This window comes from Pseudoalteromonas sp. TB51, from assembly GCF_000498055.1.
Taxonomy (GTDB): domain Bacteria; phylum Pseudomonadota; class Gammaproteobacteria; order Enterobacterales; family Alteromonadaceae; genus Pseudoalteromonas; species Pseudoalteromonas atlantica.
In genome coordinates this window covers 1-1,522 of sequence record NZ_AUTO01000061.1, presented here as the reverse complement: position 1 = coordinate 1,522, position 1,522 = coordinate 1, and the positions used below count along the sequence as shown (strand labels likewise).

The following is a 1,522-nucleotide window of genomic DNA, read 5'->3' as shown; positions in this document are numbered from 1 at the left end:
TATAAAAAAGCCGCTACAGCTTTTGTAGCGGCTTTTTTATGCATTGGTATTTTACTTTTACCAGTAACTAATTACTCGACTTAACCCAATTTCCATTATCATTTTTACTGTAGCTATTTTTAACCGCAGACCAAGCTACTTTATGCGCTGTGGTTTCGCGGTCGTCGTCGTTTTTTCTATCGCTTGGATCCTCGTAGGTGTCCCACGCGCTATTAAACGCCTCTTGATATATCTCTTGGGCATGTTTAGGTAAGTTACTTTTTACCGAATCCGGTAACTCGCTTGTGTTTTGATAAGGCATAATAACCTCCGTATTACTTAATTACGCCGCACGCAACACGCTTACCGCCGCCACCTAATTTCTTGGGTTCGTCGGCATAATTGTCGCCCCCTTTGTGGATCATCACTGCGTGTTGTTTAAGCTGCTCAAGCTTGAGCCTTGGCGCTAAAACAGGCGATTTAGCTTCACCGCGCTCATTTACAAATAACGCAGGTAAATCGCCTAAGTGGCCATTACTCCACGGTTCATCGTGGTGTTTAGCGCTGTTAGGATCAAAGTGCCCACCAGCAGCACNCCGGCCGGTACAACTTTACCGTTTTTTTGCTTTGGCTCGCAGCTAGCATATTGATGAACATGAAAGCCATGCTGCCCAGGCGTTAAGCCTTTAAGCGCAGGGGTAAATACCACCCCGTGCTCATTTTCTGTCAGTGTAACGGTGCCAAGTAGCTCACCTTGCCCCGACTTACTTACTGCATGCATATCAACATCTACATTCGCCAATGCGCTATTTTGTAGCATTGCAGCGGTAAATAATATGGCGCAAGCTGGTTTAAAAATACGTGCTACGCTTTTTTTAGCGGTTGAATCAAACTGTAAACAATTCATCGTGATCTCCTCATGTAGTATCAGGTTTGTAAATAACGCGACTGCTCAGTTATTAGGTACAATCTCTATACCAAGCTCACTGTAGGCAAAAAATTTCACCTGCGCTAAACGTAACGCATTGATTAAAAATAAAATAAACAAAGCTAGATAATTAGCCACTACACATACTTAAAATTTACTGCGTGTTTTTGTTTAAACGCTGTACAAAAACTAGTGCAAATTTACAAAAGAAATGACAACTTTACAGGCTTAACACGCCCACCCGCCTAATACTAAGTACCGCTCAAAACGGGTAAAAAAGCAGCTTAAACACTTAATAGTGCATTAACTAATACCGCGCTAAGCCAATAGCACAGCGCGTTTAATCAAAATACGCGCCTATGCACACGCTAAAATAAACCATGCTCACCACGCCTGCTGCGCTATCGGTATGCTAATTGCTGAACATACTAGTGTTATTAAACGGGTTATAGATGACCCTATCGCTATTAAACAATCGAGGGAATTATGAGTAACAAGCAACTAATTAAAACACTAGGTATAGGCCTAGCCGCTGCATCAGCTGGCATGCTAACCAGAAAAAGTTTACAAAAGTCGTGGGAAAAGGTAACCAACGAGCCCGCCCCAAAAGACAAG

Annotated in this window: 1 protein-coding gene and 2 pseudogenes; 1 reads left to right on the top strand and 2 read right to left on the bottom strand. The window is 42.7% G+C overall.

Annotation, left to right across the window (positions count from 1 at the left end; translation table 11 throughout):
• Positions 1-67 precede the first annotated feature (67 nt).
• Both L650_RS0102240 and sodC read right to left on the bottom strand, forming a co-directional pair.
• Positions 68-301, bottom strand: a complete 234-nt coding sequence (locus tag L650_RS0102240; RefSeq protein WP_029772032.1) for a ChaB family protein — start codon at positions 299-301, stop codon at positions 68-70.
• 13 nt (positions 302-314) lie between these two features.
• Positions 315-886 (bottom strand): annotated as a pseudogene (gene sodC / locus L650_RS0102235) (superoxide dismutase [Cu-Zn] SodC).
• A 507-nt stretch (positions 887-1,393) separates the two neighbouring features.
• Here sodC and L650_RS24070 point away from each other — a divergent pair.
• Positions 1,394-1,522 (top strand): annotated as a pseudogene (locus L650_RS24070) (DUF4235 domain-containing protein); the annotation flags it as partial.

Coding starts and splice junctions, on each gene's coding strand:
- L650_RS0102240 (WP_029772032.1), bottom strand. CDS start 301: ATGCCTTATCAAAACACAAGCGAGTTACCGGATTCGGTAAAAAGTAAC.